The organism is Streptomyces olivaceus (assembly GCF_000721235.1).
GTDB classification, from domain to species: domain Bacteria; phylum Actinomycetota; class Actinomycetes; order Streptomycetales; family Streptomycetaceae; genus Streptomyces; species Streptomyces olivaceus.
Window position 1 is genome coordinate 142,618 of the sequence record NZ_JOFH01000016.1, and the last position, 22,636, is coordinate 165,253.

15 protein-coding genes and 3 pseudogenes are annotated in these 22,636 nt (G+C 74.3%); 10 read left to right on the forward strand and 8 right to left on the reverse strand.

What is annotated here, in order from left to right:
- The first annotated feature begins 53 nt into the window (after positions 1-53).
- The 3 genes from IG94_RS0119675 (at position 54) to IG94_RS0119685 (ending at position 2,359) form a co-directional block, all read left to right on the forward strand.
- A complete protein-coding gene (locus tag IG94_RS0119675; RefSeq protein ID WP_031038266.1) occupies positions 54-494 on the forward strand; it encodes a nuclear transport factor 2 family protein in 441 nt (146 codons plus the stop codon).
- On the forward strand, positions 491-1,363 hold the full coding sequence (locus tag IG94_RS0119680; RefSeq protein ID WP_224221580.1) for an NmrA family NAD(P)-binding protein: 873 nt from the start codon (positions 491-493) through the stop codon (positions 1,361-1,363). Before IG94_RS0119675 ends, IG94_RS0119680 begins: the two co-directional genes overlap by 4 nt.
- 114 nt (positions 1,364-1,477) lie before the next feature.
- A complete protein-coding gene (locus IG94_RS0119685) occupies positions 1,478-2,359 on the forward strand; it encodes an aminoglycoside phosphotransferase family protein (protein ID WP_031038272.1) in 882 nt (293 codons plus the stop codon).
- A 6-nt stretch (positions 2,360-2,365) separates the two neighbouring features.
- On the opposite strand, the gene IG94_RS38730 is transcribed toward IG94_RS0119685, so the two are convergent.
- Positions 2,366-5,695, reverse strand: a complete 3,330-nt coding sequence (locus IG94_RS38730; RefSeq protein WP_043484066.1) for a helix-turn-helix transcriptional regulator — start codon at positions 5,693-5,695, stop codon at positions 2,366-2,368.
- A gap of 474 nt (positions 5,696-6,169) precedes the next feature.
- Here IG94_RS38730 and IG94_RS0119695 point away from each other — a divergent pair, with 474 nt between their 5' ends.
- The 3 genes from IG94_RS0119695 to IG94_RS0119705 all read left to right on the forward strand — a co-directional run bounded on the left by IG94_RS0119695 (position 6,170) and on the right by IG94_RS0119705 (position 9,739).
- Positions 6,170-6,802 (forward strand): helix-turn-helix transcriptional regulator, encoded by a 633-nt coding sequence (locus IG94_RS0119695; protein WP_031038277.1) that lies wholly within the window; start codon positions 6,170-6,172, stop codon positions 6,800-6,802.
- Between the two features lie 172 nt (positions 6,803-6,974).
- Positions 6,975-7,652, forward strand: a complete 678-nt coding sequence (locus IG94_RS0119700; protein WP_031038279.1) for a Pvc16 family protein — start codon at positions 6,975-6,977, stop codon at positions 7,650-7,652.
- A complete protein-coding gene (locus tag IG94_RS0119705; RefSeq protein ID WP_078892355.1) occupies positions 7,649-9,739 on the forward strand; it encodes an ATP-binding protein in 2,091 nt (696 codons plus the stop codon). The genes IG94_RS0119700 and IG94_RS0119705 overlap by 4 nt, the downstream gene beginning before the upstream one ends.
- 43 nt (positions 9,740-9,782) lie before the next feature.
- On the opposite strand, the pseudogene IG94_RS0119710 reads toward IG94_RS0119705, so the two are convergent.
- From IG94_RS0119710 to IG94_RS0119730, 5 genes and pseudogenes are all read right to left on the reverse strand, one after another.
- A pseudogene (locus tag IG94_RS0119710) lies at positions 9,783-10,866 on the reverse strand (RICIN domain-containing protein).
- A gap of 31 nt (positions 10,867-10,897) precedes the next feature.
- Positions 10,898-11,947, reverse strand: coding sequence for an RICIN domain-containing protein (locus IG94_RS0119715; protein ID WP_078892356.1), 1,050 nt, complete (start codon positions 11,945-11,947; stop codon positions 10,898-10,900).
- Positions 11,944-12,843 (reverse strand): annotated as a pseudogene (locus IG94_RS0119720) (RICIN domain-containing protein); the annotation flags it as partial. The pseudogene IG94_RS0119720 and the gene IG94_RS0119715, both read right to left, overlap by 4 nt.
- A 152-nt stretch (positions 12,844-12,995) precedes the next feature.
- Positions 12,996-13,625, reverse strand: a complete 630-nt coding sequence (locus tag IG94_RS0119725; RefSeq protein ID WP_224221584.1) for an eCIS core domain-containing protein — start codon at positions 13,623-13,625, stop codon at positions 12,996-12,998.
- A 252-nt stretch (positions 13,626-13,877) separates the two neighbouring features.
- Positions 13,878-16,766, reverse strand: a complete 2,889-nt coding sequence (locus IG94_RS0119730) for a hypothetical protein (protein ID WP_043484069.1) — start codon at positions 16,764-16,766, stop codon at positions 13,878-13,880.
- A gap of 334 nt (positions 16,767-17,100) precedes the next feature.
- Between IG94_RS0119730 and IG94_RS0119735 the strand changes: the two genes are divergently transcribed.
- From IG94_RS0119735 to IG94_RS42910, 4 genes are all read left to right on the forward strand, one after another.
- Complete coding sequence (locus IG94_RS0119735; RefSeq protein ID WP_031038301.1) at positions 17,101-18,702, forward strand: phage tail sheath subtilisin-like domain-containing protein; 1,602 nt, start codon at positions 17,101-17,103, stop codon at positions 18,700-18,702.
- 106 nt (positions 18,703-18,808) lie between these two features.
- A complete protein-coding gene (locus tag IG94_RS0119740) occupies positions 18,809-19,255 on the forward strand; it encodes a phage tail protein (RefSeq protein WP_031038304.1) in 447 nt (148 codons plus the stop codon).
- The gene (locus IG94_RS0119745; RefSeq protein WP_031038305.1) at positions 19,255-19,785 is read left to right on the forward strand and encodes a hypothetical protein; all 531 of its coding nucleotides are present in this window, start codon (positions 19,255-19,257) and stop codon (positions 19,783-19,785) included. Before IG94_RS0119740 ends, IG94_RS0119745 begins: the two co-directional genes overlap by 1 nt.
- A complete protein-coding gene (locus tag IG94_RS42910; RefSeq protein ID WP_164711394.1) occupies positions 19,782-19,940 on the forward strand; it encodes a DUF6760 family protein in 159 nt (52 codons plus the stop codon). Before IG94_RS0119745 ends, IG94_RS42910 begins: the two co-directional genes overlap by 4 nt.
- On the opposite strand, the gene IG94_RS38735 is transcribed toward IG94_RS42910, so the two are convergent.
- Together IG94_RS38735 and IG94_RS0119765 are read right to left on the reverse strand one after the other, a co-directional pair.
- A complete protein-coding gene (locus tag IG94_RS38735) occupies positions 19,874-22,264 on the reverse strand; it encodes a hypothetical protein (RefSeq protein WP_157852279.1) in 2,391 nt (796 codons plus the stop codon). The two genes, IG94_RS42910 and IG94_RS38735, sit on opposite strands and share 67 nt — an antisense overlap.
- 63 nt (positions 22,265-22,327) lie before the next feature.
- Positions 22,328-22,636, reverse strand: a pseudogene (locus IG94_RS0119765) (hypothetical protein); the annotation flags it as partial.

Here is a 22,636-nt window from a genome sequence, read left to right on the forward strand (position 1 = left end):
TATCGTCTATCGAAACGGACCCGAGGTCCGTATTCTACGACTGGAGGATACCCGTGTCCGCACCCGCACCGAACGCGCCGGCCGCCCCGGCGGAGCTGTTCCGCCACGGCCTGCGCCTGCTGCTCGACAAGGACATGTCCGCGTTCGCCGGGCTGTGGGCCGAGGACGGGGTCATGGAGTTCCCCTTCGCCCCCGACGGCTGGCCCCGGCGCCTGGAGGGCAGGGAGGCCGTCGCGGCGTACCTGCGCCACTACCCCGACCACATCGACCTGCACGACTTCACCGACGTGCGGATCCACGAGACGACCGATCCGCAGACCGTCGTGGCCGAACTGCGCGGCGAGGGCCGCCTGGTGGCGACCGGCGCTCCCTTCGCCATGACGTACGTCCAGGTCCTGACCGTCCGGGACGGGCGCATCGCCTCCTGCCGCGACTACTGGAACCCGCTCGGCGTCCAGGAGCCCGGCGCCGACTTCACCGGGAGCGCCCGGTGACCCCCGCCGGCACCGCATCGATCCCCGGCACCACCCTGGTCGTCGGCGCCACCGGCACCACCGGAAGCCGCACCGCCGCGGGGCTGACGGCCGCCGGGCACCGGGTCAGGGCCGCCGGCCGCCGGGCGAAGCCGGTCGCCGGAGCCGAACCGGTCGCCTTCGACTGGTACGACCCGGCCACCCACGGGGCCGCCCTCGACGGCGTCGGCCGCGTCTACCTCGTGCCGCCCGTGGGCGACACCGACCCCGCGGCCGTCATGCTGCCGTTCCTGCGGCGGGCCCGCGCCGCGGGCGTGCGCCGCGCGGTGCTGCTGAGTTCCTCGGCCGTCCCGGCGGGCGGCCCGGCGGTGGGCGCGGTGCACGAGGCCCTGCCCGGCCTGTTCGACGAGTGGGCGGTCCTGCGGCCCTCGTGGTTCATGCAGAACTTCACCGGCACGCACGCGCACGCCCGCGGCATCCGCGACGAGGGCGTCATCCGCACCGCCGCCGAGGACGGCCGGGTCGCCTTCGTCGACGCGGAGGACATCGCCGCCGTCGCCGTGCGCGCCCTGACCGACGCCCGGGCCCCCGGCACCGACCTCGTCCTCACCGGGCCCGAGGCGCTCAGCCACGACGACGTCGCCGCGATCGCCACCGAGGTCACCGGCCGGCCGGTGGTCCACCGCAGGCTGTCCCAGGAGCAGTTGGCCGAGCACCTCACGACGGAGGTCCCGGCCCGGTTCGCCGCGCTGCTGGCCGGACTGGACCGGGCCATCGCCGCGGGGTCGGAGGACCGCGTCACCGACACCGTCCGGCGCGTCACCGGCCGGCCGCCGCGCGGCTTCCGGGCGCACTTCGAGGACGCCCAGCGGTCCCGGCCGGAGTCCTGACGCAGCACGGCCGCCACGCGGCACAGCGGCCACGCGGCGGGGTGGTTGCGACGCGTCGCGCCGCGCGGGATATCCGGGTGCCCCCGTCCCCCCGCCCCGGTACCGTCGGTCCGCATGATCGAGGTTCCGGACGGGCTCGTGGCCGCGCAGGTGAAGTACAACGGCGCCGCGGGGCGGGCGTTCGTCGACGGGCTGCCGGAGCTGGCGGCCGGGTTCCTGGACCGGTGGGGGCTGCGGCTCGACGGGCCGTCGATGCACGGGTGGGCGGCGCTGGTGCTGCCGGTCGTGTGCCGCGACGGCGTTCCGGCCGCGCTGAAGCTCCAGATCCGCGACGAGGAGAGCGAGGGCGAGCCGCTCGCCCTGCGGGTGTGGGACGGGGACGGGGCGGTGCGGCTGCTCGACCACGACGAGGCCTCCGGCACCATGCTCCTCGAACGGCTGGACCAGGGCCGCATGCTCGGGCATGTCGAGGACTCCCGCGAGGCCGTGCTCGTCATCGCCCGGCTGCTCGCCCACCTCACCGCGGCCCCGGCACCGCCCGGCATGCGCCGCCTCGGGGACATCGCGCGGGGGATGCTGGAGCGCACGCCCCGGACGCTGGAGCGGATCGCGGACCCGGCGGACCGGCGGCTGGTCGCCGACTGCGCCGCCGCCGTGCGCGAGGTCGCCGCCGAGCCCGGCGACCGGCTGCTCCACTGGGACCTGCACTTCGAGAACGTCCTCGCCTCCGGGCGGGCGCCCTGGCTCGCCATCGATCCCAAGCCGCTGGCCGGCGACCCCGGCTTCGACCTGCTGCCCGCGCTGGACAACCGGTACGACCCGGGCGAGACGCGGTGGCGCTTCGACGCCATGACCGACGTGCTCGGACTCGACCGGGAGCGCGCCCGCGCCTGGTCCCTCGGGCGGGTCCTGCAGAACTGCCTGTGGAACGTCGAGGACGGCGACCCGCTGGAGGTGGAGCAGCTGGAGATCGGGCGGCTGCTGCTCGGCGGCTGAGCCGCCTCAGCTCTGCGGGTTGGGGTGGGCGCCGTGCCGCAGCGCTCCCGGCAGTTCCGTTCTGCGGCGTATCCGCAGCTTGCGGTAGGTGCTGGTCAGGTGGGTCTCCACGGTGCGGCGGGCCAGGTGCAGCAGGTCGGCTATCTCGGTGTTGGTGCGTCCGTCGGCGGCGAGTTCGGCGATCCGGCGCTCGCTGCCGGTCAGCGCTCCGGCGCCCGTGCGGGCGGCCACGGAACGCCGGGCACCGCCCACGCGCAGCGCCTGGTCGGCCAGGGTGAGCCAGCGCAGGGCGCCCTTGCGTTCGGCGAGTTCCGCCGCCTCGCGCAACCGGGCCCGGGCGCGCCCGCGTTCGCCCGTGTCGAGGAGCAGGCGCCCCTGGGCGAGCAGCGCGGGGATCAGCTCCATGTCGGTGTCGGCGGGCGCGTCGCGCAGGGTCCTTACGGCCTCCTCGGTCAGCTCCAGGCCGCGGCGCCCGCCGGTCGCGCTGCCGAGTACGCGCAGGGCGCGGCCGACGGTGCGCGGGGTGTTCCACACCCTGGCCAGCCGCAGTTCCTCGGTCGCCAGGGCCAGCGCCTCCGGGCCGCCGCCCAGCGCCAGCCGGCACTCGGCGACCGCCGTCCGCCACGGGGTGACGACCGGGCTGACGACCTCGCGGGCCCCCTGGCGCCGCCCGCACTCCAGGAAGTCGTGCAGGGCCCCCGCCGGGTCGCCGGTGGCGGCGCGCAGGACGCCCCGCGCGTACAGGTAGCGGTTCCGTTCCCAGTTCTCCGGCATCTCCCGCAGGTCGAACCGGTCGGCGAAGCGCAGCGCCTCATGGGTGCGGCCCGTGTGGACCAGGGCCATCAGGGCGTGGGCGTCCTGGTTGGTGGGACCGGTGCCGGGTCCGCGGCCGACGGGGGCGAGCAGGCGGGCGTGGTCGCCGCGGGCGGCGGCGATGTCCGCGCGGGTGTTGAGCAGCGCGTGCTGCATCGGGTGCAGCAGGGCGGGGTGCTGCCCGGCCAGGCCGCGTTCCACGAGCCGGTCGGCCTCGTCGAGTTCGTCGGCCCACTGGGCGACGGCGGCGGCCGTGCCCAGCAGGAAGGGCTCGGCCAGCGGGTCGCCGGGCTGCGCGAGCAGGTCCCGTATCCGCGCCATCGCCTCGTCGGCGGAGATCAGCGCGGCCGAGGCCGCGTACCGCACCAGCAGCGCCTGCCCGGCGGTGCCGACCAACTCCGGGGAGTGCCGGCCGGTCTCGGACAGCCCCCGGTACACCTCCTGCCGGGTGGCGAGGTCCTCGTCGGAGAGCAGCGCGCCGGCGGTCTGCACCGTACGGGCCAGTTCCGGGTGGTCGGCCAGCCGGCCCTCCGTGCGGCGCAGCACCTCCATCGCCGTGCGGATCTCGCCGCGGCCGGCCAGGGCGGTGCCGAGGGCGACGGCCGTGCGCACCCGGTTGCGGGGGTCGGCCGGCAGGTGCTGGGCCTCGGCGAGGCGGGCGATGGCGGCGGGCGTGTCCGCCGACGCGTACTCCAGGGAGCCCAGTTCGGTCAGCAGCCGCTGGCGCAGGACGTCGGAGAGCGGCTCGTCCAGGGCCCGGCGCAGATAGGCGACGGCGTCCGCGGGCCGGGCGTCGTGCACGGCGACCGTCACCGCGTCCCGCAGGACGCGCAGGGCCCAGGGCAGGCGGACGGCCGGGGTGTGCAGCAGGTGCCGGGCGACCGCCTCGACCCGGTCGCCGCGCCGCAGCATCGCCTGGGCCGCCGCCCGGTGCACGGCCTCCCGGCGCGGCCGGGGCCAGCCGGTGAGCACGGCGTCGCGCAGCAGCGGGTGGGCGTAGCGCGGCCGGCCGCCCGCGTCGGGGCGCAGCAGGCCGAGCCGCGTCATGGCGGCCAGCCAGCCGGCGATCCGCGCGGGGTCGGCCCCGACCGCCTCGGCCAGCACGTCCACCGGGTCCCCGGCCCCCTCGCCCGCCGCCGGGGAGGGGGTCGCGGGGGCGCCCCACCGCGCCGACCGGTCCGGCGACGCGTACGAGGGCGTCCCCGGACGTCCGGGGGCGGCCGCGCCGCGCGCCGGGCCGGGCCGGCCGCCGTACGGGACGGGGAACGGATACCACGGGGACGACCAACTCGCCGAGCCCCGCCCCGCGTCCACGTCCACGTCCGCGGGTCCGGGTCCGGGTCCGGGTCCGGGTCCGGACCCGGCGGGATGGTCCGCCGGGTGCGGATGCGGGCCCGGGGGCTCCGCGCACGGGTCCGGGCCTCCGCGGTCCGGGGCCGCCGTCCCGTACGGCGGGCGCTGCGCCCCGTACGCCGCACTCCCCGGCTCCGTCGCGCCCGGGGCCGGCGGGAACGCGTCCGGCGTGCCGGGAACGGCGCCCCCGCGTCCCGCGAAGCCGCCCCCGTCCCCGTCCCCCTCGTGCTCCGCGCTCCAGACGTCCCGGCAGCCCGGGGCGGTGTCCCCGCCACCGCGCGCACGCGCCTCCGGGTGCGGGAGGGCATGCCGGTGCTCGCCCCGGCGGGCCGGCGCAGCCGCGGGCCAGGCCTGCTCCAGGGCGGCGAGGCTGCGCGCCACCTCGGCCGTGACGGGGCCCGCGCTCTTCAGCCACCAGGAGACGGCGGCCGGATAGGACCCGGGGTACAGCGACGCCGCGGTGTCCGGCACCGGCGGCAGGCCGTCGGGGTGCGGGGTGCCGCCGAGGTCGTCCAGCAGGGCGTGCAGGAGCAGCGGGCTGCCCGCGCCGGCCCGTACGCACTCGGCGGCCCACGTCGCGCACGCCTCGGGGAAGGCGGCGCGGACCAGCCCGGCCGCCGCCCGGTCGCTCAGCGGGGCGAGGGTGTGGGTGCGCACGAGGGACGGGGACAGCGCCTGGGTGAGTCCGGCGGGCCTCGGGTCGACGTCGTACTGGCTGCGCTCGGTGGCGACCAGGAGTACCGGTAATCGGTCGATGCGCCGGGCCGCGTCCGCCAGCCAGCGCCGGGAGGGATCGTCGGCGAGGTGGACGTCGTCCACGGCCAGCAGCACCGGGCCCTCGTCCGCGTAGGCGCGCAGCAGCCGCCACAGCAGGGCGGCGCTGCCCCGTTCGTCGTCCGCGGAGGCGACCTCCGTGAACTCCGGCACCGGGCCGAGCAACTGGACCACCGTGGCGAAGGGGACGGCGGTGTCGTCGGGGGAGCAGCGCGCCCGCAGCACCCGCAGCCCGCGGTCCGCGGCACCCCGGGCGGCCGAGTCCAGCACGGCGGTACGGCCGGTGCCGCTGGCGCCGCGCAGCAGGACCAGGCGGCCGGTGCCGGCCAGGGCCCGCTCCGTCTCGGCCGCCAACAGCACATCGGCATCGTCGCGTTCCCGGAGCGGTCCGGTCATCGGTGCCTCCTGTGGTGGATGGTGCTCCCCCGGGATGGTGCTCCCCGGTGTGTGAGATGCGTAATGGCGCGGATGGGCTGCATGAAAGGGCCCGGCTTTGGGAAAATCCTTCCGGTGGCGGACGGCGGCTGTGGCGGGGCTCACGGTGGTGCGCGGCCGTCCCCGCGGGTCCGTGACTCCTGGCAGGCACCCTCCCGACCTGCCGGAACACCGACCGGCCAGCCGCTCGTTGCGGCCGTCGCGCCGGTCTCGTGGTGTGCCTCGTGGTGGTCCACGATTGCGAAGTCCCAGCAGTCACAGAAGTGTGGAACACGCACATCCGCTACTGGCCTGTGCCAGGCAACGGGCTCGTGAACAGGGGGGAAACGGTTGCTCAACTCACCCCGGACCACCACATCGTCCGTCCGTGAATCCGGTACGCCCATCGGTACGTCCGTCCGCGACTCCGGCCGGACCTCCGGCGTCACCGACCGGATCTCCGGCATCACCGACCGGCGCGTTCCGGTGGCGGTCACCGCACCGGACCCGATCAGCCGCGAGGGCGCGATCAGCCAGTTGCGCAGACATCCGGAGATCGACCTCCGCGAGGAGACCGGGCCCGGCACGGTGGCCCTGCTCATCGAGGACGCGCTCGACGACGCGGCCCTGACCCGGCTGCGCCGGATCGTGCGCAGCGAGGGTGCCCGCGCCGTGCTCGTGACCGGCGCGATCCGCGAGAGCGAACTGCTCGACGTGGTCGAGTGCGGCGTCGGTGCCATCGTCTGGCGGCACGAGGCCACCGCGCACCGGCTGGTGCAGGCGGTGCTGGCCGCCTCCCGGGGCGACGGCGACCTGCCCGCGGACCTGCTCGGCCGGCTCATCAGCCAGGTGGGCACGCTGCACCGCGGCGCGGCAGGCCGTCCGGGCGCCCCCTCGCTGGGCCTCGCGCCCCGGGAGGTGGACGTCCTCCGCCTGGTGGCCGAGGGCCTCGACACCGGGGAGATCGCTGGCAAGTTGTCCTACTCCGAACGCACCGTCAAGAACGTCATGCACGGACTCACCACTCGACTCCATCTGCGCAATCGCGCGCACGCAGTGGCCTATGCCCTCCGGGAAGGCTACATCTGACCGAACGGGCAATCGAGAGCGGACCCCCGGGGCCGCAAGGGCAGGTCCTCCTGCCCGACCGCCGTCCCCGACGCGCCTGCGGGCCGGGCGGCACCCGGGGCACGATCGGTGACAGGCGGCGGCCACGGGCGGGCCGGCCGGACTCAAGTGCGGGCAGAGCGGGAGCGCGAGCGTGATCCACGAGGTGGACGAGGTCCTCAAGGCCCTCCTCAAGGGAGGGGCGTTGACGGGCTCGGGCATCGACGTGGCCTTCGAGGCACCCACCCGGGACTGGGCCGCCCGGCGCAACGCCCCCGTGGTCAACACCTACCTGTACGACATCCGCGAGGACGTGAACCGGCGTCAGCGCGGCCAGATGGCCGTGCGCGACGAGGACGCCATCATCGTCAAGCGCCGCCAGCCGCCGCGCTGGTTCCGGCTCTCCTACCTCGTGACCGCCTGGACGAAGACCCCCCAGGACGAACACCGGCTGCTGTCCGCCGTGATGGCGACGCTGCTGCCGCGCGAGCTGCTGCCTCCCTCCGAACTCCCCGGCTCGCTGGGCGCCCTCGGCCTGTCCATTCCGCTGACGGTGGCCGGCATCCAGACCGAGGCCCGCTCGCTGGCCGAGATCTGGTCCGCCCTGGGCGGCGAACTCAAGCCGTCCCTCGACCTGGTGGTGACCGCGCCCTTCCCGGCCTTCCCGGAGTACGACGCCGGTCCCCCGGTCACCGAGGGCGCGACGGTCCGGGTGGGCGGCATGGACGGCGACCCGCCGATGGCCGAGGGACGCTCGCACCGGCCGCACCAGGTGGAGGCGGCCCGTGCCGCCCGCCGGGGCCAGGCGGACCGCGGCACGGGGCGGCTGTGAACGCCTTCCCCACCGATCCACCGGGCCCCACGACCGACGGCCCCGCCTCCGACCGGGCCCACCGCCCGGCCCGCGCCCCGTCCTCCGCCCCGTACGGCGACCCCGCCCGCGTGCTCTCCGCCCGCCTGGCCGCGCTGCACGAGCCGGTGGCCACGCTGGTCGAGCAGCGCGCCGGCACGGACCCCACGGCCGACGACCCGCTGCGCGGCCTGTACCTGTCCGACGAGGCGGTCCAGCACCTGCTGGACTCCTGGCCGTCCGACGCCGAAGACGCGGCCCCGGGGCACGCACCCTCCGGGCCCGTGCCCGACGGCCCGCAGGCCGACCCCGCCGACCGGCTGGCACGGCTGGCCGCCCGGACGAACCTGACCGAGCTGGACACCGCCGTCCTGCTGATCGCCCTCGCCCCGGACGTCGACCGCACCTTCGAACCGCTCTACGGCTACCTCAACAACGACGTCAGCCGCCGGCGCGCCAGCGTGAGCCTCGCCCTCGAACTGTGCGGTGTGCCCGCGCACCTGGCGGCGGCCCGCGGCCGGTTCCACGCCTCGGCCCCGCTGCTCTCCCTCGGCCTGCTGGAGCTGGAGGACCCCGAGCGGCCCTTCCTCACCCGTGCGCTGCGGGTGCCGGACCGGCTGATCGGCCACCTGCTCGGCGACGACACACCGGACGCGGCACTCCTCGGGCTGCTGCGCCCGATGCCGGAAGCCCTGCCCGCGACCGGCACCGACGACTTCGTACGGCAGCTGGCGGCCCGGCTGAAGGAGGGGCCGCTCACCGCCTACCTGCGCGAACCGCGCGAGGGGGACGGCCTGGCCGCCCTGGCCTCCGTCCTGGACGCCGCGGGCCTCGACGCGCTGCGCTGCGCCGGGGCCGAGGACCACGTGCCCGAGCTGCTGCGCGAGGCCCGCCTCAGCGGCCGGGCGGTCGTGGTGCCGGGCCTGCCCGAGAAGCCGGCGGCGCTGGTGCGCGCGCTGACCGCGGCGACGGACGTGACCGTGCTGCTGACCGACCCCCGCCCGTACGACCCGCACTGGGCCCCCGACGATCCGCTGGTCCTGGACGCGCCGGGCCGCCGGGCAGGTGGCGCCGCCGCCTGGCGGGCCGCGCTGGGCCCGGACGCCGACGGGTTCGACCTGGCCTCGGCCGTCGCGCCGTACCGGCTCGGCGGGGACCGCATCCAGCGGGCCGCGCACGCCGCCCTGGCCCTCGCCGCCTTCGACGGCACCGCGCTCAGCGCCGAGCACGTCCGGCTGGCCGCCCGCCGGCAGTCGGCCTCCGGCCTGGAGAGCCACGCCCGGCGGATCCGGCCCGACGTGGACTGGCAGGACCTGGTGCTGCCCGACAAGCCTCTGGTCCAGCTCCGCGAGCTGGCCCTGCGGGCCCGCCACCGGGACCGGGTCCTCGGCGACTGGCGGCTGAGCGCGGGCGGCGGGCGGGGCCGGGGCGTCCTCGGCCTGTTCGCGGGCGAGTCCGGCACCGGCAAGACCCTGTCGGCGGAGGTGGTCGCGGCCGACCTCGGCCTCGACCTCTACGTGGTCCAGCTGTCGTCGGTCGTCGACAAGTACGTCGGCGAGACCGAGAAGAACCTCGAGCGGATCTTCACCGAGGCCGACCGCACCGACGCCGTACTCCTCTTCGACGAGGCCGACGCCGTCTTCGGCAAGCGCTCCGAGGTCAAGGACGCGCACGACAAGTACGCCAACATGGAGAGCGCCTACCTGCTGCAGCGGCTGGAGTCCTTCGACGGCATCGCCCTGCTCACGACCAACCTGCGCGCCAACATCGACGAGGCGTTCACCCGGCGTCTCGACCTCGTGGTCGACTTCCCGTTCCCGGACCCCGACCAGCGCCTGGCGCTGTGGCGGCACTGCCTGTCCCGGGTGCCGTCCGCCGAGGACATCGACCCGGAGCCGCTGGCCCGGGAGTTCGAGCTGGCCGGCGGTTCGATCCGGAGCGCGGTGGTCACCGCCGCGTACCTCGCCGCCGGGCGCGACGACACGGTGACGGCGGACGACCTCCTGGAGGGCGCCCGCCGTGAGTACCGCAAGGCCGGGCGGCTGGTGCCCGGCGAAGGCGGCTGGTGAGCCGGGACCCCCGGCCGCCTCCGAGATCAATTCCGCTCCGGGCTCATTCCTTCTTGGGGTGGACGATCCGCCACTCCTGGTCGTCCAGGTTGGTGCAGTCGGAGATGTTCAGCTTGGCGTCGAGTCCGCCGGTGCCGTTGCCCTCGACGTTCAGGCACTTGTTGTTGCTGGCGTAGTTGCGGATCCAGTAGTCGCCGCTCTCCTGCTTGTCGGCCCACCAGAGCTGGTTGTCCGCCTTGGTCCCGTCGCAGGGGTACTCCGTGACGGGCGTCCCCACCGGCTTCGCGCCGTAGTTGGGAAGGTCCATGCAGAGCCGGTCCTTGACGTTGCGGATCTGGAAGAGGGGGAGGCTGTCGGGGCCGCCGCCCTTCTCGTACTTCACTTCCAGATCCCACATCTGGTTGTCCTCGTCGCCCTCGATGCACATGGACTGCTGAACGGGGTCGTCGGGCTTGCCCTTCTCCCGGCCGACGAGTTCGGCGCACATCTTGGTGGTGGTGTTGTACAGCATGACGTTCTGGGCGGGCACCACGGACTTCGGCTTGGGCTTCTCGGACTCACCACCGCCACCGCCGCCACCGCCGTCTCCGGCGCCGGCGTCCTTGTCGTCGGCCGTCTCCTCGGTGGAGGGCTGAGGCGCCGGTTCCTCGACCGGAGCGGACTCGGCCGAACTGGGCAACGTCTCAGGGGCGGCGCTGGGGCTGGGCGCGAGCGCGGCACCGGCCTCCGCCGTCTGCTCGGTCGCCTTCGAGGCGACCTGCGGCTTGTACGCGATCCAGATCATCACGAACGCCAGACTCAACGCCAAGGCGATACCGAAGAAGGTCGCCAGCCAGCGGGGCAGGAAGCCGCGCTGTACGTAGGTCCCTTCGACCTCGGTGGGATCGACACCGGACCGCCGGACCGCCAGCGTGTACGGGCGCTCCTCCTTCGACCCGAACCAGATCTTCTGCTTCGGCTTCAACGTCGTCTCGACGAACGCCGCCCGCCCCGGCTCGATCTGCACATTCGCCGGGCGGATCTCGTACCACCACATCACCGGTATTACGCACCCTCAGGCGCACACGCGTACTGCTGCCGGGGTCCACAGTCGCGGACGCGGGCTCCAGGGAAGTCCACAGGCTCACGAGGCGAGGCTAGAGGGAATCCGACGGGGCGTCAGCGAACCTCGGGGCAGTACTGCGTGCCCCGAGGTACTTGATGGAACGACTTCCCGGACACGTTCAGGCACTTGTTGTTGCTGGAGTAGTTGCGGATCCAGTAGTCGCCGCTCTCCTGCTTGTCCAGCCACCACAGCTGGTTGTCCGCCTTGGTCCCGGTGCAGGTGGCCTCGATGATGGGCGTCCCCACCGGGCGGGCGCCGCGCAATTCCATGTCCATGCAGAGCTTGTCGGTGGTGTTGCGGATCTGGAAGAGCGGAGTGCTGTCGGGGCCGCCGCCCTTCTCGTACTTCACTTCCAGGTTCCACCGCTCGTTGTCACCGGTCGGATGGCAGTTGGCCTGCTGGACCGGCCCGCCGATCTTGCCCTTCTCCCGCCCCGGGATGTCCGCGCACATCTTGGTGGTGGGGTTGAAGAGCATGACGTCGATGGCGGGCAGCACCGACTTCTTCTTGGGCTTGTCCCCACCACCGCCACCACCGTCGCCGTCGCCACCGCCGCCACCGTTGCCGTCGGCATCCGATGCCGAGGGCTCGGGCTGGGGGTCATCGGCGGGCGCCGACTCGGGCGAGCTGGGGAGGGTCTCCGGGGTCGCGCTGGGGCTGGGCGGAAGCGCCGCGCCGGCCTCCTCCGTCTGCTCGGTCGCCTTCGAGGCGACCTGCGGCTTGTACGCCTTCGACCCGAACCAGATCTTCTGCTTCGGCTTCAACGTCGTCTCGACGAACGCCGCCCGCCCCGGCTCGATCTGCACATTCGCCGGGCGGATCTCGTACGACAGATGATCGCCGTTGTCCTCCGGCACCGTCACCGCGTCCGGATGCTCCGTCGGCGTGATCCGCACCGCGTAGGGGTTCGGACCGGCCACCGCCCCCGGATACAGCCGCAACGTCTGCGGCTCGATTCTCGTCCAGGGCGCCACATCCCCGAACGGCTCGAACCGGTACTCGTCCACCACATCACCGGTATTGCGCACCCTCAGGCGCACACGGGTGGTGCTGCCGGGGTCTACGGTGGCGGACGCGGGCTCCAGGGATGTCCAAAGGCTCACACGGTGAGGGTAAAGGTCATCCCGCGCCACGTCAGCGAACGCCGGGGCAGGCCTGTTTGCACGTTCAGGCACTTGTTGTTGCTGGAGTAGTTGCGGATCCAGTAGTCGCCGCTCTCCTGCTTGTCCAGCCACCACAGCTGGTTGTCCGCCTTGGTCCCGTCGCAGTGGAACTCGATGATGGGCGTCCCGACCGGACGGGCACCGTACTGACCGAGGTCCATGCAGAGCTTGTCGGTGGTGTTGCGGATCTGGAAGAGCGGAGCGCTGTCGGGACCGCCGCCCTTCTCGTACTTCACTTCCAGGTTCCAGTGCTGGTTGTCGCCCTTCGGAACGCAGTTCTCCTGCTGGACCTTGCCGTTGATCTTGCCCTTGCCCTGTCCGAGGATGTCCGCGCACTGCTTGTTGGTGGTGTTGAAGAGCATGACGTCCATGGCGGGCAGCACCGACTCCTCCTGCGGCTTGCCCCCGCCACCGCCACCACCGTCGCCACCACCACCGCCGTTGCCGTCGGCGTCCGACGCCGACGGCTCCGGCTGGGAATCCTCGGCAGGCTCCGACTCGGGCGAACTGGGCAACGTCTCAGGCGTGGCGTTGGGGCTGGGCGCGAGCGCCGCGCCGGCCTCTTCCGTCTGCTCGGTCGCCTTCGAGGCGACCTGCGGCTTGTACGCGATCCAGATCATCACGAACGCCAGGCTCAACGCCAGGGCGATACCGAAGAACGTCGCCAACCAGCGAGGCAGAAAGCCGCGTTGAACGTAGGTCCCTTCGACCTCGGTGGGATCGACGCCGGACCGGCGCACCGCCAGCGTGTACGGCCGCTCCTCCTTCGACCCGAACCAGATCTTCTGCTTCGGCTTCAACGTCGTCTCGACGAACGCCGCCCGCCCCGGCTCGATCACCCTCAGGCGCACACACGTGGTGCTGCCTGGGTCCACGGTGGCGGACGCGGGCTCCAGGGAAGTCCAAAGGCTCACGCGGCGACGCTAGTCGACGGACGTGTCGGCGTCAGGAGGCGCAAGGGCACGGACGGTTGCCCTCGCACACACCGCTAATCCATCTCGTCCGTGTGCTCGGTCGCGGACCGCTGGGCGACGACGGACGGGGCGACGTCGGCCCCGGACTTGAAGGCCGCGCCGTCGTTCACCGCCGCGACCTCGGAGTTCTGCCCCGGGTCCGTGACGGCGGGGCCGCCGGCGCCGCCGTTGCTGCCCGTCTCCTGGATTCCCCTGCTGTTCTTGTCGAGGTGGCTGGCCTCGTGGGCGAGGATCTCCTCGTTGCCGATGGCCTTCGGGCCGAGGAACACGTCCATGCCGACCGTCATCGCCTCGGCGCCCATGGCCGCCGTCGCACGCTGGGCGACGGCGTCCGTGTGGACGCGGCCCGCTGCGATGTTCGGGTTCTGGTAGAACGACGTCGCCTTGCTGAGGAACGACCCCGGCAGCGGCGAACTCGGCGTCTCCTTGGCGGCGGCCAGCAGCTGGCTCTGTCCCTCCGGGCTCCGGTCGTCGATCCCGTCGTGCCCGCAGCCGGCGCCGTGCTGGTGTGCCTCCGGGTCGACGCGACGCTGGACGGTGTGCCCGCAGCCGGGACCGTGCTGGTGCGCGTCCCGGGCCACGAGACGCTGGACGGCGCTGTTGCCCGCCGAACCCTGCAGCGCCAGGACCGCGGCGGGGGTCATCGGGGTCCCGCTCGCCCCGACGCGGCCCCCGTTCACCGCGGCGGGTCCGCTCACGGCCCGGTGCGGCACCCGACCGCCCTTCGCACCCTGCTGGTCAGCGGCTTCCTCGTGAGCGCGCACCGTGGTTCCCTTCGACACCGGACGTGTGATTACCAGCCCTACTGGAACATCCCCGCCGGCCGACAGGTCTCTGAGGGCAACACCGGGGGCAGCGGCCCCCGGTGTTGCCCTGCCGGTCGCGGCGGGCCGTGGTCAGGCCGAGGCGAGCTGCTTGGCTATCTCGCCCTCCCAGTCCGCCTGCTGGTCCGGGTCGTTGAGCGAGGCCTCCCACTCCGCCTCCGTCCAGCCGTACTTGGCCGGGCCGCACTTGAGATCCTTGAGGAACTCCCGCATCTCCGCGCGGATGTCGTTGGGTACGTTCCTTCCCACCGGGACGGCGGGACCGGCCACGCCCGCGTACAGCTCCTGTGCGTTGAACTGCCGCTTGCCCTGCGCGATGGACTTCGTCACCTTGAACGCCTCCGCCGTCGCGTCGCGCCTCCGGCCGTGCTCGCCGTCCTCGGCCATCTTCTGCTGCTTCGGCTCGGTCTCCTCGGTCCCCTCCTGGGCCACCGTGGGGCGGGTGTGCCTGGTGGGATACCGCACCGAGTTGTAGCGCTTCTTGGCCTTCTTGCCGCCCTTGTAAGAGGCGAGACCACCCAGGCTGAGCGCCGACACACCGCCCGCCACAGCGGTGCCGACCCCGCCACTGACGGCGCCGGCGGCTGCCGCGATCGCCACGGCCCCGGCCGCCGTGCGCGCCGCGTTGCCCGTCAGGTCGGCGGCACGCTTGCCCAGCCTCCGCTCCTGCTTGTCCACCGCGTAGTCCCGTACGCCGGCCAGGTGCGCCCGCAGCTCGCCCCGGAGGCTTTCGATGCGGTCCCGCTTGCCCTGGACGGCCTGCAGGGCGTCCTCGTCCCAGTCGCCTGCCGGACCCGACAGCCGGGAGCACTCCTGGGTCAGTTCGTCGTTCGCCGTCCCCAGGTCGTCGAGGACCTCCTGGAGCCTCCGGGTCCGGGCCGCGGCGACGCCCGCGAAATGCTCCTTGAGCTTCTTGCGCTTGTCGTAGGTGTCCTTGATGACCAGGCCGTCGCGGATGGCGATCAGCACGGAGAACGCCATGGTGAGGATGCCGCCGGTGGCCCCGAGTGGGGCCACTCCGGACACGTTGTCGACGTTCCGCACCAGGTTGTCGCCGATCTTCGTGCCGTCGTTGACGCCCATCAGGGCGTTCTGCGTCAGGCCGGCGGACTTCGAATTCAGCTTCTTCCGGTCCTGGCGGGACTTGATGCCCGTACCCTTGCGCCCCTCGAAGCCGGCCTTGACGTCACGTGCGTCGTTGAAGATTCCGAGGCCGCTGTTGACGACGTTGACCCCGGTCTCCACCTGGCCCTGTTGCGCGGTGTCGCGCAGCAGCTCGTCGTTCCCGTGCTTCGCCGCCTCCCCGCGGAGGGGCCCTCCGACGGGCGCGCTGCCGCGCAGGATCACCGTGTCGGGCCCGTCGATGCGCTGCTTGGCCCTCGTCGCACTGAAGGGCTTCTTGAGCCGCTCCCGCGTCGACTTGCCCGCCTTCTCCACTCCGGAGGCGGATTCCTCCGCCGCCTTCCTGGCCTCGTCCGCGGCCGTCTTCGCCTGGGCCGAGGCCGTCTTCGCCTCGGCCTCGGTCGTCCCCGCCTGCGCCCGCGCCCCCGCCGCGCTCGCCACCCGGTCCCGCGCCAGACCTGCCGCCGCCGACTGGTTCCGCAGCGTGTCCGAGGCCGTCTGCACCCTCATCCGCGCATCCGCCGCGGCCGCCTGGTGGTTCTTCGCCTCGTCCTGTGCCTTGCCCGCGTCCTCGGCCGCCTTCAATGCCTCACCCGCGTAGCGTGACGCCGCCCGCTTGGCCTCGGCGGTGTCCGCGGCCGCGGCGTCGGCCTCGTCCGACCGCAGCTTCCGCTCCGCCTCGAACCTCTCGGCCTCGGCCCGTGCCTGCTTCGCGGTGTCCTCGCACTCCTTGACCTGGCGCTCGGCGTCCGACAGCGCCTTCTTCGCGTCGCCGGCGGCCTCCCCGTGCTCCCCCGCCTTGGCCTCGGCGTCCGCCGCGTGTTTCAGCGCGTCAGCCGCCTCCTTGGCCCACTGCTGCACCTTCTTCTCGGTCTCGGCCCGCTCCGCCGCCTCGGCTTCGGCCTTCGCCGCCTGCTGCTGCGCCTCGTCCTCGGCCGCCGCCTTCCGCTCCGCCGCCTCCTGGGCCTCCTTCACCAGCTGCTCGGCCGCACGGGCCTCGGCCTTGAACTTCTCGGCCGCCTCCTGAGCGGCCTTCTGCTTGGCCTCGGCGTCCGCGATGTCCGCCGTGTACTTCTCGACGTCGCCCTCGGCGGCCTTCTGCTCGGCCTCCGCCTTCTCGGCCTGCTGCGTGAACTCCTTCACGGCGTTCTCGGCGGCGGTCGCCTTCTCGCGCGCCGTTCCCTCGTCCGCCTCCCGCGTCGCCGCGGTCTCCTCGGCCTGCTCCTTCTGCCGTGTCGCTCGCCCGGCGGCCGCCAAGTGCCCCTGCTCGTCCTCCAACGACTGGTTCTGCGCCCGATCCGCGGCCTCGGCCTGCCGAGTGAACGTGCGCACGTCGCCCCGGGCCGCGTCCGCCTTCTCGCGCGCACCGAGCGCCAGCCCGGACGCGTTCCACGCCTTCTCCGTGGCGCCCGCCCGGTTCACCGCCGCTTCCGCGGCCCGCTCCTTGTGCTGCCGGGCCTCGTCCTCGGCCGCCTGCTGCTTGGCCTGCGCGTCCTGCTTGGCCTGCGCGTCGTCCGCCGGCTGCTTGCCCTTGGGGCCGGTCGCCGGCTGCTTGCCCTTGGGGCCGGTCGCCGGCTGTTTCGACCGCTCCTGCTGTGCGGGCTCCACCACCGGCGTGATCGCGAGGTCGTCCTCCACCGGGGCGGTGCTCTGCTGCGGGTCCGGGGGTGCGAGGAGCTGACCCGTGCCGGTCGCGCGCTGGATCACCGAGGCGACGGCCCGGTTCCCCGCCTTCGCCTGCAGGGCGGCCAGGGGTGGTTGGTGTCCCGGCGGGCGGTGGCGGGTGGGCGCCACGCCGGCCGGGCGGTGTCTCTGCGTTTCCTGCAAGCGGTCCGACACGGACAAACCCTCCTGACACCCGTCACCGTCCCCGCCCGCGCGGGGGCAGCGCCCCGGTGCGGGCGGGGCGATGCGCGCCCCGGGAACGGGGCTTGATCGCAAGATGACATCCTGGCGAACTGACAGTCGACAGATGATGTTGAATCAGAATCACCGGGTGTCCGCCAGGGTCCCGGGAGGGAAATGCGCGGGAATCTCCAGGAGTCTGCCCCAACGGGCACTGGCAGGGGCAATGACCGTGCCCCCGGCCCGGCACCCACGGACGTTTCGGCGGCGGCAACGCGCGCGTGACGCTGAGAAACGTCTTGTCTCGTACCCCCGAGGAGAGCAGAGCATGCCGTCCTACCTGTCGCCCGGCGTCTACGTCGAGGAGGTGGCCAGCGGCTCGCGCCCGATCGAGGGGGTGGGCACCTCGGTGGCGGCCTTCGTCGGACTCGCTCCGACCGGCCCGCTGAACGAGCCCACGCTGGTGACCAACTGGACGCAGTACGTCGCGGCCTTCGGTGACTTCACCGGTGGGTACTACCTCGCGCACTCCGTCTACGGGTTCTTCAACAACGGCGGTTCGGCCGCCTACGTCGTCCGGGTCGGCGGTTCCGCCGAGGACGCCGCCGGCGGTGCCGTCGACGGCACCGCCTCGCCCGCCGCCGTCACCGGCAGCAGCGCGAAGGCGCTGACCGCCGCCGAGCCCAAGCAGCTCGGCACGTTCGCCGTGACGGCCAACACCACCGGCCAGAGCGGCCCGCTGACCGTCGAGGTCGCGGACCCCGAGGGCGAGGGCCCCGCCGAGCGCTTCAAGCTGATCGTCAAGGACGGCGACAAGCCGGTCGAGACCTTCGACGTGAGCGCCAAGAAGGGCAACCGCGCCTACGTGGTCACCCAGGTCAAGGAGCGCTCCAAGCTCATCACCGTGACCGAGGCCGCGCCGTCCGCGCAGCTGGTCCGGCCGGAGAACCAGAGCGTGACGCTGCCCGCGCCGCCGTCCGCCGCCCCCGCCGTTCCGGCCGCGCAGGACGAGGTCGCGCACCCCGGCCCGGCCCAGTACCTCGGCGACTCCTCGGACCGCACCGGCTTCGGCGGCCTGGAGGCGATCGACGAGATCTCCATGGTCGCGGTGCCGGACCTGATGGCCGCCTACCAGCGCGGTGCGATCGACCTGGAGGCCGTCAAGGCCGTCCAGCTCGGTCTCATAGCCCACTGCGAGCTGATGGGCGACCGCGTCGCCATCATCGACCCGCCGCCCAGCCAGAACGCCCGCCAGATCCGCGTCTGGCGCCAGGAGACGGCCGGCTACGACTCCAAGTACGCAGCCCTGTACTACCCCTGGATCAAGTCCTTCGACCCGGCCACCGGCCAGTCGCGCCTGGTCCCGCCGAGCGGCCACGTCGCCGGCATCTGGGCCCGCAACGACTCCGAGCGCGGTGTGCACAAGGCCCCCGCCAACGAGGTCGTCCGCGGCGCCGTGGACCTGGAGCTGCAGATCACCCGCGGTGAGCAGGACCTGCTCAACCCGATCGGCGTCAACTGCATCCGCTCCTTCCCGGGCCGCGGCATCCGCGTCTGGGGCGCCCGCACCCTCTCCTCCGACCCGGCGTGGCGCTACCTGAACATCCGCCGGTACTTCAACTACCTGGAGGAGTCGATCCTGATCGGCACCCAGTGGGTGGTCTTCGAGCCGAACGACCACAACCTCTGGGCCCGCATCCGCCGCAACGTCTCGGCGTTCCTGGTCAACGAGTGGCGCAGCGGCGCCCTGTTCGGCCAGAGCCCGACCGAGGCGTACTACGTCAAGTGCGACGAGGAGACCAACCCGCCGGAGTCGGTCGACCTCGGCCGGGTCGTGTGCGAGATCGGCATCGCGCCGGTCAAGCCCGCCGAGTTCGTGATCTTCCGGCTGGCCCAGTTCTCCAGCGGCAGCGGCGAGCTGGAGGAGTAGGCGCCGTACGCCTGCGTGACCTCGGGCGGCGCCTCTGGCGCCGCCCCCGTACACCCTCGTCAAGAAGCCGCAGAGGCTTCGAAAGCTCCAGAAGGACAGCGAACACATGAGTCTGAACCCGGGTGACTCCCTTACTTCACACAATTTCGGTCTGCAGATCGACGGTGTGATGGTCGAGTACCTCGCCGAGGTCAGTGGCCTCACCCTTGAGCAGGACGTCATCAAGTACCCGCAGAACAACGGCGCGACGGGCAAGAACGAGATCGCGCTGCTGCCGGGCACCCAGAAGGACGGTCAGTGCACCGTCATCCGCGGTATGACCCAGTCGGCGTCGTTCACCCAGTGGATCAACGACTCGATCAACGGTCGCATGGCCACCGCGCGCAAGAACGCCTCGATCATCATGATGGACTTCGAGGACAACCCGGTGAAGCGGTACAACCTGCGCAACGCCTGGTGCAGCAAGATCGACACGAGCACGGTGAAGGCGGGCGAGGCCTCCGCGCTGACCGAGACCGTCACCATCGTGTTCGAAGAACTGGTCATCGAGTAATGCGGCGTACGCCTGCCAAGGCACCCGCCGCGGCACAGACCGCGGCGGCGGGAGCGGACTTCCCCCGTTCTGCTCCCGCCGCCGCGCCGGCGGAGGCGCCGGCCGGTTCTCCGGCCGGCCCTCCCGCCGGGCCCCCTGTCGACGCGGCTCCGCGGCAGCAGCTGCGGACCGAGTTCCCGTTCGAGCTGCCGCGCGGGTACGTCGACGACTCGGGCACGGTGCACCGGGACGGTGTGATGCGCCTGTCGACGGCACGGGACGAGCTGATCCCGCTGCGCGACGTGCGGGTGCAGGAGAACCCGGCCTACCTGTCGGTGGTACTGCTCGGCCGGGTCATCACCCGGCTGGGCACGCTGGCGATGGTGCACGACGGCGTCGTGGAGAATATGTTCGCCTCCGACCTGGCGTTCCTCCAGGACTTCTACCGCCAGATCAACGCGGAGGGGCACACCCGCGCGGCCGTCGAGTGCCCGCACTGCTCGGAGCCCTTCGAGGTGGAACTCGGCGGGAGCCGCCTGGGGGAATCGTGACGTACGCGACCGACCGGCTGCATGAGGAGATCGCGTACGTGGCCTACCACTTCCACTGGGACCTGGAGGCGATCCTGGACCTGGAGCATCAGGACCGCCGCCGGTACACGGACCAGATCGCGTCCCTCGTGACGCGAGGCACGGCGGAGGGCTGATCGGTGGGATTCCTGGACCGGCTGCGGGGACGGCGGGACGGCGCGGACGGGAGCGGGGGCGAGGCCGCCGCGGCGTCCGCGGCTCCCGCGCGTCCGCTCCCGGACGCGGGCTCCGGCCCGGAAACGGGTGCGGCTCCGGACACGGGCGGGGGTACGGCGGCTTCGACCGGGCCCGCGCCCGTGGCCGTCGCCGCCTGGACGGGTCTGCCGCCGATCCAGCGGGCGACGGGCGGGGCCCGTGCGGGAGTGGCGGACGCCGGTTTCGGCGGCCGCCTTCCGACGTGGCAGAACCCGTCGTTCACGGGGGCACCGTCCCCCGCGGTACTGAACCCGGCGGCGGGCGACAGCCTGCTGTCGGGCGCGTTCGACCCGGCGGCGCGCCGGAACCCGTCCACGCCGCTCGCGCCCGGAGCGGGCACGGCACCGGTGCAGCGGATGCCGGTCGCGCCGCTGCGGGCGATACCCGCGGACGCCCCGGCACCGACCGCGCCCACGGGGCCGGCCCCCGGGGCGCGGCCCTCGCCCTCCGCCGCCTCTCCCTCCACCCCCTCCGTCTCTCCTTCCGCCACGCGCACTTCCGGTGCCGCCGGTGCCTCTCGCGGTGCCGGCGCGCGGGGTGGTGCGTCCGGCGCTCCGGCACCGGCTCCCGCGCCGGCCACGCCGACTTCTGCTCCCACGCCGTCTTCTGCCGCCGCGTCGGCGGCGGCCCCGGCCGCGCCCGTCCAGCGGGCGCGCTCCGCCGGGTCGGCGTCGTCCTCGGCGCCGGCGAGCCCGCCGGTCCGGGCCGCCCGCGGGGTGCAGGTGACGCCCGTGCCGCCCGCCGCGCCCAGTCCGCGGCAGGCCCTGACCAAGGCTCCGTCCGGGACGCCCGCCGTCCAGCGCCGGGCCCTGCCCGCGAGCCGCCGGACCGGCAACCCCGCACCGGACACGTCCGGCACGGCTTCGTCCGGCACCGCTTCGTCCGGCACCGCCTCGTCCGGTACGGCGTCCTCGTCGGCGGACGGCGACCGAGCGGACCCCGGCGCGGCACCGGCCGAGAGCCCTTCCCCGGCCGGCCGTTCCGGCAGCACCCCCTCGGCCCCCTCGACGCGGCCCGCGGCGGCGCCCGACGCCCCGGCGCAGCGCGCCGTGCGCCCGCAGCAGCGCCCCCCGGCCGCCACCGGCTCCCCGGCCGGCCCGCCCGTGCAGCGCGCCGCAACCCGCCCCGGAGCGGCGCCGGACGCCGGGTCGCGCGGTACGCCGTCCGGTACGCCGGTACAGCGCGCCCCGCGTGTGAGCGGCGACGGCCAGGCGGCCACGCCCCCGGTGCAGCGCTCCGCCGTACCGCCGTCCCGCCCGGCCCCGCGAGCCGCCGCGCCCGCAGGGGACGGCGGCACCTCGTCCGGTACTCCCGTCCAGCGGGCCCCGCGCGACTCCGGCACCCCCGCATCGGGCGGCACCGCCGCACCCGGCACCCCGGCCCGGCGCAGCAACGTGCCCGCGCAGGACGGCGCCGGCTCGTCCGGTGCTCCCGTCCAGCGGGCCACCCGCGACTCCGGCACCGGCGCGACGCCCGCACCGGCCGACGCCGCCACGCCCGGCACCCCGGCACGGACCACCAACCCGCCCGCCCGGAACGGCGGTACGCCCGCCCGGCCGGCCACCGGCGACTCCGGCAGCGGCCCGGCCCCCGCGCGGGGCGACTCCTCCGCCACGCCCGCCCCGCGCCCCGCCACCCCGCCGGACGCCTCCGGTCTGCCGGTCCAGCGGGCGGCGACCGCGCGCCCCAAGCCGGGACTCGGCCCCGCCCTCAACCGGCCCGCGCCCGCGTCCGGCGGCGGCCCCGCGTCCGGCGCGCCCGTGCAGCGAGCCGTGCCGCAGCCCGGCCCCGCCCAGAGCGGTACGACGGGCCAACCGCCGGTCCAGCGGACCGAGTCCGGACCCGCCGCCTCCCGTTCACCGCGCACTGCCTCCGCCGCGCCACGCCCCGGCGGCGCCGCCACGCCCCCGTCGGCCCCCACGCCCAACCCGGCCGACGGCGCCGCGAACGACCTGCCGGTCCAGCGATCGACGCCCAGGACGGCCTCCGGCACCGACTCCCGGCCCACCGACCGCCCGGCGTCCTCCACGCCGTCCCCGTCTCCGACCCCGTCCTCGTCGACCCCCTCCTCGTCGGCCCTGTCCTCGTCGGCCCCGGCCTCGTCGTCCGGCGCCACCCCGCCCGCGTCCGTGCCGCCGGTCCAGCGAGCGGTACCGCAGCCCGACCGCTCGGCACCCGTCTCCGGGCAGCCCGACGCGGGCACCGCCCCGCCCCCGCCCGTCCAGCGAGCCGTGGCCCGCGTCACCCCGGCCTCCGCGCCCGGCGGCGAGCCGACACGCCCCGCCGCACGACCGGTCGGCAACGGCGGTCACACGGGAGCCTCCCGCTCCGCCGCGCCCTCGCCCTCGACGCCCTCGCCCGCGGCGAACGGCCCCTCCACCGGCCCGAGCCGTTCCGCCGCCCCCGGCGGCCCCGCCGCCCCGGCCGGTGCGCAGCCCCCCGTCCAACGCCGGGCGGCGGCCTCCGGCCCGGCGAACTCGCCGTCGCCGAGCCGGGCCGCGCAGCCGTCCCGGTCCGGGTCCACGCCGACCGGCCCGACCGGCCCAGCCACCCCGGCTCCTGGCCTCACTTCCGAGACGTCCACCACGCCCCACGGCCCCACCGCCCCCGGGTCCAC

What these genes read in the sequence shown, in the direction of transcription:
- IG94_RS0119745 (WP_031038305.1), top strand. Translation starts at nt 19,255, where the DNA reads ATGCGGCGTACGCCTGCCAAGGCACCCGCCGCGGCACAGACCGCGGCG.
- IG94_RS0119735 (WP_031038301.1), top strand. Translation starts at nt 17,101, where the DNA reads ATGCCGTCCTACCTGTCGCCCGGCGTCTACGTCGAGGAGGTGGCCAGC.
- IG94_RS0119740 (WP_031038304.1), top strand. Translation starts at nt 18,809, where the DNA reads ATGAGTCTGAACCCGGGTGACTCCCTTACTTCACACAATTTCGGTCTG.
- IG94_RS0119685 (WP_031038272.1), top strand. Translation starts at nt 1,478, where the DNA reads ATGATCGAGGTTCCGGACGGGCTCGTGGCCGCGCAGGTGAAGTACAAC.
- IG94_RS0119725 (WP_224221584.1), bottom strand. Translation starts at nt 13,625, where the DNA reads ATGACCCCCGCCGCGGTCCTGGCGCTGCAGGGTTCGGCGGGCAACAGC.
- IG94_RS38730 (WP_043484066.1), bottom strand. Translation starts at nt 5,695, where the DNA reads ATGACCGGACCGCTCCGGGAACGCGACGATGCCGATGTGCTGTTGGCG.